This window comes from Acinetobacter lwoffii (genome assembly GCF_024129595.1).
Classification (GTDB): Bacteria; Pseudomonadota; Gammaproteobacteria; order Pseudomonadales; family Moraxellaceae; genus Acinetobacter; species Acinetobacter lwoffii_O.
In genome coordinates, this window is the sequence record NZ_JAMXXS010000060.1 from 1 (window position 1) to 7,510 (window position 7,510).

Annotated in this window: 5 protein-coding genes and 1 pseudogene; 1 reads left to right on the forward strand and 5 read right to left on the reverse strand. The window is 27.5% G+C overall.

The window, feature by feature from the left end; all coding sequences use genetic code 11:
• Positions 1-233: pseudogene (locus NI466_RS15180) on the forward strand (hypothetical protein); the annotation flags it as partial.
• A gap of 433 nt (positions 234-666) precedes the next feature.
• On the opposite strand, the gene NI466_RS15185 reads toward NI466_RS15180, so the two are convergent.
• Genes NI466_RS15185 through NI466_RS15205 form a run of 5 tightly spaced genes read right to left on the reverse strand, consistent with a single transcriptional unit; the run spans position 667 to position 6,877 of the window.
• Positions 667-3,282, reverse strand: a complete 2,616-nt coding sequence (locus tag NI466_RS15185) for a hypothetical protein (protein ID WP_253173961.1) — start codon at positions 3,280-3,282, stop codon at positions 667-669.
• Between the two features lie 2 nt (positions 3,283-3,284).
• Entirely contained in the window at positions 3,285-4,154 is an 870-nt protein-coding gene (locus tag NI466_RS15190; RefSeq protein ID WP_253173962.1) for a TRAFAC clade GTPase domain-containing protein, read from the reverse strand.
• Positions 4,154-5,194: a TRAFAC clade GTPase domain-containing protein gene (locus NI466_RS15195; protein ID WP_253173963.1), complete on the reverse strand. Its 1,041-nt coding sequence runs from the start codon at positions 5,192-5,194 to the stop codon at positions 4,154-4,156. Before NI466_RS15195 ends, NI466_RS15190 begins: the two co-directional genes overlap by 1 nt.
• Positions 5,191-6,333 carry a hypothetical protein gene (locus tag NI466_RS15200; protein ID WP_253173964.1) on the reverse strand — a complete coding sequence of 381 codons (1,143 nt, stop codon included), beginning with the start codon at positions 6,331-6,333 and terminating at the stop codon, positions 5,191-5,193. Before NI466_RS15200 ends, NI466_RS15195 begins: the two co-directional genes overlap by 4 nt.
• A gap of 10 nt (positions 6,334-6,343) precedes the next feature.
• A complete protein-coding gene (locus NI466_RS15205) occupies positions 6,344-6,877 on the reverse strand; it encodes a hypothetical protein (protein WP_253173965.1) in 534 nt (177 codons plus the stop codon).
• Between the last annotated feature and the right edge of the window lie 633 nt (positions 6,878-7,510).

Consider the following 7,510-nt stretch of genomic DNA (forward strand, 5'->3'; position numbering starts at 1 on the left):
ACGGAATTAGGTCGACCACTTACCCAAGTTACGCCTTAAATTTGGCTCAATTAGGGGCGCTTTGTATTTCAAATCTTTGTGCAACAAAGCCATTTAAAATTGAACAAGTTAGATGTATAAAGCTCAAACATATGAAACTTTTGAAAGCAAAAGTGAGTGCACTCAAATCATTAATTTCTTTTTTGGAAGATGAAACTATATTGTTAAATAATTGTCTATTATTAATAAAATAATGCATATGTTGTAATTTATTGGAATAAAAAATTTCAAAATTATATTAAGGCAAATTACTAATTAAACTAGATAGTTTTACTAAATTTTAAAAGTGTAGCATTTTATTATTATACGACATAATTTATCACATCCTTGATGTAAAGCATAGATTATCTTTTCTTATTGAGAAATATTTGCTCTAAAACTTCCTGAAGGGTTTTATTGTGTTGAGCAAGCATGTTTCTGTCTTTTTTTTCAAGAAAATCAATGCTTTTGAATAGGATTGAGGTTAGGACTAGAATACAGGCTGATGAGTGTTTCTTTAATAATATTTGGTTATCAAATCCTCAATCACTTTGCCTTTATGTATAGATGCATTATCATGGCTACTAGTTTGAAGATCCTTTTCAATAAGCCGATTATAAAATCACAATAAAGAATAGAGAGTAAAAATCAATTCATTAACTTTATTTTAAAATAACGTTTTAACAAAATAAATATCTTATAATGATTCAAAATATTCCCGTACACTACATTATCATCAATACCTACATTGCTTTGTATAGAGGTAAAGAATACATCAGAATCAATAATCTTTTTATCAAATACTTGATTGACAACTATTGAAACAAAATCTGAAATACTCTTCCCATTATCGAAATTTTTATATTTTATGCCTGCTGAGTTACAAATATTCTCTAAAGTTAATCTATTATCAATTACTTCTGTTAAACATTTTTGGAAAGAAAAACACCAATCTCTGTGGCTAATTTCAACATCCATTAAGTTGTTTGGGAAATTTATCTCCAGTTTTTCCTCAATAGACAAATAATTAGAAATAACAACTCTGTGGTATTCCTTAATTTTTTTATATTTATCTTTATTGTTAGATTTAAATAGATCAATAATTTTTTTAAAAGAATCCCTCTTTTTCTTAATATTGGAGATATAAGTAGACCATTCTGAAGGATTCATATGATCTAATAGAATACTTAAAACAATGTGATGTTCCACCGAATAAATTACACGAGGATCTTTTAGGTAATTTACAAGATGCATGCTGATTTCTTTAATCTTATGTTCAACTATATATTTATTAATATCCTTAAATACAGCCTCTTCAATAGTAAGAATGGGTTTATTTGTAGAGATATAAATGAGTGTAGTTGGCCTTAAATAATTTATTGACCATTTTCTGGTCCAAAGTATTTGTCTCTCACTAAAAGTAAAATTATAGAAATGTAAATTACCTATTCCATTTAATTCTTTAAGAAATATTGTAATTAATTCTTCTAAGTTGTTATCAATAAGTAATTTAAGTAATTGATCAAAATAGTCTTGGGTAAAAATGTTTAATTTCTCATTTTTTGAAATTGAAGGTAAAATTATAGAAATTATCTTTAATATATTTACAGATATAGGTGTGTTTTTTATTGTTATTAAGTTTTCCAAAAGAATATCTTTAAGTTCATCTAATAAATAGAATTCTTCCAATTCAAGATATAATTTAGAAAATTTTTCACCACCCAATGTGGATATTATTAATCTCTTAAATTCTTCTATATAATAAGAATTAATCTCGATTTTCTTTAAAATTTCAGGTAGAAATAGTTTATTATTATCATCAATCTGTATAGATATAATGGAAAAAACAATAAAAAACTCATCCCAACCTTTTTTAAAGAATAAATTACGTAAGATAATAGGGTTATTTATAATAATTTCTTTTTGATAATATTTTGAATTTAAAATATTTCGAAATAAATTATCTCTATTATTCGAAATATAATTTAAAAAAATATCTTCGTTATTCTCCAATTGAAGGATTGTTGAAAAAATTGATTCAATCACACCAGCATTAGCAATATCAACATTATTATAAATATTTAATAAAAATTCTTTTACCCATAAGAATTTAACAGAATGAGCTAATATAGATTTATCTAAAGAATGACTACAGTTTATTAGCTCAATAAATTTTTCTTTGATTAAAATGAAATTTTCATCATTAAGCAAGCAATTTCTGTCAGCAAAAAATCTTTTAGATTGTTTAATGCAATTAATTTTATTAATTAGATTGGTTAAATCTTTTTGCAATATTGCATAATTTGAATGATAGAAATCCTCACTAATAATTTCTTGAATGAATTGCAGGTTTAGTGATGAGCACATTGAAAGTAAATTATTTATTTTACTTGTAATATCATCTGTGGAATTAAATAATTTTAAATTCGTAAAATAATTATTCGGTAGATTAAGATCTGTAAGTTCACCCATAAAACTTTGGAAGAAATCGCAAGCATGTATCGGATCCTCTAAAGTTTTAGAAAAATATTCTGATAATGGAGTGGTAGCAAGCTCATTAACCTCTAAAAATTTTTTAGAATTAAAAGAAGATTCCCACTGATGAGCTATCTTTTCGGTAAATATTATTTTAGGTTTATCTTGAAAAGGAATATCTATGTATTTTATAGGTCCAATCCAATGCATTTCATGTTTAACTGAAGGAAAAATCAGTAACCACATAGAACTTAATACTTGAATATAATCTTCGATATCAGATATGTTTCCTTGAATAATAGTTTTAATATTTTGATTATTTTGATACATGTCATACAAGGTTATAACGGTATTTTTAGCTTTTTTAAATGCCTCAGATTTATCATTAATAACTGAAATATCTAATTCACCTATCGATACTTTTTTCTCTTTAACTTCATCACATATAGATTTTAAAAAAATAGGATTGCTGGTTATAAATTTTAAAATTTTATCGATATTTTTTATTGATGAACACTCTTCTTTACTTAAAAAAATAATAAAAGTTATATAACTAGTTCTTCCTTCGTTAGGCAAAATTTGAGTCGCACCAATTGCCATTTTATTTATATTATTAAGCCATTTCCCGCTTATCACAGGAATTTTTGGAAAATTGCTAGGGATATAAAAAAAATTCTTCAATTCAGCCTGTTGACTTGAATTTAATTTTAATGATCCATTTCGATATTGATGTCCCTTATTATTAGAAACTTTATCATCGGAATAAATACATCCCCAGTCAAAAAACATTCTCAACTTCCAACTTTTTCAAATAACCAAGTTATAGGTAGACTTAAATTCTCTATTTTTTCTTTTGGCTTGTCATTTGTTACAACCCATGACTGTGATTTCAAATCTTTAACAAATTTTTCTTTTGCTTCAAGAGCTTTTTTTGTTGGTTTTTTAGGATATTTAGATTTTACAAATAATTGTTCTGCATGATCACCCAAAGGGCTAATGCCGTATATATTTAAGAAGTCCTTATGCCAATTAGTATTGATAAATTCGTAGAACCATGGCATTTCACTCTTCAGTTTTTGTTCAGGGGAAATTTCTAATTTCTCTTTTAAAATTTTATCCCAAAAATTCATAACAATAACTAAAGGCAATTTTTTCTTAGATTTTCTAGAAATTTTCTTTATAAAAAATAGCTGTTGAAAGAATGCAATATAATCCAAATCATGATTAAGTGACTTATCATCTTCTGATTGTTCATTATTTTTAGTTTCAACCTGACTTTCAGCAGGTCTAGCCAAATCGTAGACGTTATCTTTATCAGATGAAATAACTAGAATAATACCTTTACAGTCTTGAATACGCTCAACCCACTCTTGTTTCCATTCATCGGTTTGGGCTAATTCTAAAAACTCTTCACCATTGTATTCTGGTAATTCAATTACAATTTCTTTTCCTTGATACATCAAACTCCATTGAACATTTTTATATGCTTCTTGTGTTCTATCTATGATGTATCCTTGTAACACATCCTGACTAAGTAATTTTGATGGAGTTTTGGTTTGTATTACAGGTGAACTTTTTAATGACCAATTATAGGCTAACATTCTTAAAAAATTTGATTTACCAGTTGCAGGTTCACCTATAATCAAAAGATTATTTATCATTAAATCCACTCTTTTAAATGTTGATGAATTGATGTAACATCGTTCAATATTTTTTTATCTATATCTTCTTGACTGTACACTTCTAATAAATGTGTATTGATTAAGCAAAGCGATAATATTTTGTCTATATCTTCTGGAAGAACTCCTTGCTTAGCAGTAATACTAATTGTTTTTGCTATGCCAATTAAATTTCTACTGAACTTTTCAATAAAATAATCATTTACTTCTTGATGGTATTGGAAGTTTTCATGATTTTCGTCAACTTTATCATATTTGGTTTGTATAAATACAATACTAACTTCTGGATTAAACTCAGTAATAATTTCCGCCAATCTATCAATAAAGATCATATGATTTTCTTTGGATATCCATATATCTTCAGTGTAATAATCTGAACTATCCAAGCATATTAATAATGTTTTTGTTTCAGATACCCATTTTTTAATTCTTTCATATTCTTGACTTTCAATATCATTATTTTCGACTATTCCAGAAAAAATTTCTCCTGCTGTATCTCCTAGCAGTAGATCATATGCTTTATCCTCTTTATTTATTAACAAATGAAGATATTGAGTATTTGGTTTATCTATTGTCCGCTCTGGATGACGTGGTGTGTTTCCGTACGCATATAAAGTTAGACTAATCAGATTGCTCCAAGCATTTAATGTAGAAGAACCCATGAAATTCAAATTTTGCTCATTATCCATTCTTAACATGTATAGCATTGATGTTAATAAGCTTGTTTTACCCGAGTTTGGTAAACCAATTAATGTTGCAATGCTTGGTTCATTTTCTAAACTAAAAAATTTAATATTTTCATATTTAATGAGGTTTCTACTACTAATTATACTTTTAAAATCAGTATCATCTTCTTCATATTCATAATTATGCTCATCATCAGTTTCTGAGTTAATTTCTATATTAACTACTTTTATGTGCTCACAATCTTGAAATGTATTTCCTTCTAGACATGGTAAAAGACCATTATCCTCACAATTTTCAACAACACATCCAGAATAATCACATGTATATAACATCATCCTTCATATCCTAATTTTGAAATTTCAACCAATGATAAAATTTGCAAAATAAAAGAAGCTGGTTTTACTTTAATATTAAAATCACTAAATTTTTCTAACGATTTTAGTATATTTCTAAGATTATTTATATTTGGACATATATTGTAGTCTTCATTATGAATAACATTAATTTCAGCAGTTTCTATATCATCTTTCAGCACTTCTGGAAAACTTTTATATAATGACTCCAAAAGTAAAGCTTTAACTTTATTTGGTAAAGGTAGTTCTAGAGATTCTATTTCACATAAATCATTAGCCAGAAATATAGAGCTAACATAGGGATTTAAAAATTCTTTATAAGAGTAAAATTCATATTCAGGGTGGTTATTAGTGTGATTAACATTTAGCCACCATAATAAATCTTGTTCACGCTTTGTTTGTAAATAAGAATTATTAGCGGATTGGTACAATTCAATTAAGTTTTTTCTTATAGAGCTAGTCAAATTGTGTATATTTACTGAGTTATTGTAGAGTTTTTTAACATAATCATCTTCAATTGGTGTTTTCTGTTCTTCATCAAAAGTTATATTTATAAATTTTTTCAGATTTTCTACAGTGTTTTCCGCTATAGCATTAATTTTCCAATCCCTATCAATTATAATATCTTTATAATAGTGTAAAATATTAATAAAATCTGCACGAAACGGATTGTCAGGATTAATCTTTGGATTAAAATTCTTTAAAAAATCAATACTTGTGCACAGTCCAAGTATCTTTTCTGGATGGTTTTCTTCGCCAATTTCATTTTTTAACATTTCATTAATTGCTGACAATAGAATGTTATTTGCAAATATTAATGGTTTTTCACCACTATCAGCCATTCCTTGAAAAAGCAATGGGTGCTGCTCGCTGATGTTATCAAAAATCTCATTTTTCAGCTTATGTAAAGATTCGCTATCCTTTGACTCATAGATTACTGATAATATTATCTCAGCTAACTCATTGAATTCTCTTGAAAATAACTCTTTACTGTATTCTTGAATAAAGTTTTCAATCTCCTCTGAATCTTCTTGTTTTAATTCTTTTTTTCCAGCCCATTTTAATAAAATATCTTTATTTATTTTATCGCTGATATTTTTGTAAATGTCATCAATTTCCATTTTTATACCCTTATAAGTTTGAAATCAAACCTTGTAAAATTTGTGTCCATCCACTAGCTCCTGCTATTGCAACTAGTTCTCCTGCTTTACTCGCAAATGATTTCTTAAATTCTTGAGTAGCCCCATCTGATTTTTTTTCATCCAAAACATTAGGTTCAATGCTTTCTGCTAAAGCAATACTGACCGCTGCTGATGCATTTTCTGTTGAGATATGATTTAGTTCTATAATAGAGTCATCATTTGGCTGGGCTATAAAAGTCCTTGCTTTATTCAGATCATTTTCAGAGAGTTGGTTTCTTAATTCAATCAGCAATGTTTTATTAAGTGGATAACTTTGTAGTGCGCCTATAAGTAGCTTAACTGGCTCTATTGCACCTGCATCCATTTTACGAAACAAATCTTCCCATCTTGTCTTAGCATCGTGTGTATCAGCAATCATTGATGCTTTACCGCCAGCTTGAGTCCATAAGCTTTTTGTTTCTAAATATGAAGAGAAATTCTCTTTTAAAAACTCCCTAGTTGCAGGGTTTATTGAGTTATACATTTGAAGAAACTTTATTTTAAGATAATTAAACGAATAATATTGATTATCCTGTGATTTTTCAACTGGTACATATCCTTATTTGTCTTTACTGCATACGTAGTCTAATGTGGCATTGACCACAAAACCAGTAATGCCCCCTAAAGAAAATTGAAATGGAGATTTTGATTATTAAACAGCATCATATAGATACATCTGAGTAAGTTTATGTGATAAATCCATTAGTTCATGAATTTACTTGAACGTGATATTGGGTTTTTATTGTGTAACTATATGATATTGTTTATAAATTTAAAAAATCATTAATTAATTTGATTTTAGGTGAACATAAGTTAAATAGAGGGTTTTTAGTTAAAATCTGATTATTTTTATAAACTAACTTTGTTCTGATTTTTAGTTAAATAATGAACCCCTGCTGTGTTCTTGATTACATATAGGGGGTGTCATCAATTAAGCCATATCATGATTGAGGCAAGGTAGATCGCTGACAGGAAGTTTTGAGCCTATTTATCATAGCGTGTAGCAATACCTCGATACTACTTGAGTGTACTAGCTCAAACCTGATCTGACAGTTACCTGATTTTTATTGTGCCTGTCAGGTTAAATTTGAGCTAAATTCTTCTCAGCCCAAATTTG

Excerpts from the sequence above, each read along its gene's own strand:
- NI466_RS15185 (WP_253173961.1), bottom strand. The coding sequence starts at position 3,282 with ATGTTTTTTGACTGGGGATGTATTTATTCCGATGATAAAGTTTCTAAT.
- NI466_RS15190 (WP_253173962.1), bottom strand. The coding sequence starts at position 4,154 with ATGATAAATAATCTTTTGATTATAGGTGAACCTGCAACTGGTAAATCA.
- NI466_RS15195 (WP_253173963.1), bottom strand. The coding sequence starts at position 5,194 with ATGATGTTATATACATGTGATTATTCTGGATGTGTTGTTGAAAATTGT.
- NI466_RS15200 (WP_253173964.1), bottom strand. The coding sequence starts at position 6,333 with ATGGAAATTGATGACATTTACAAAAATATCAGCGATAAAATAAATAAA.
- NI466_RS15205 (WP_253173965.1), bottom strand. The coding sequence starts at position 6,877 with ATGTATAACTCAATAAACCCTGCAACTAGGGAGTTTTTAAAAGAGAAT.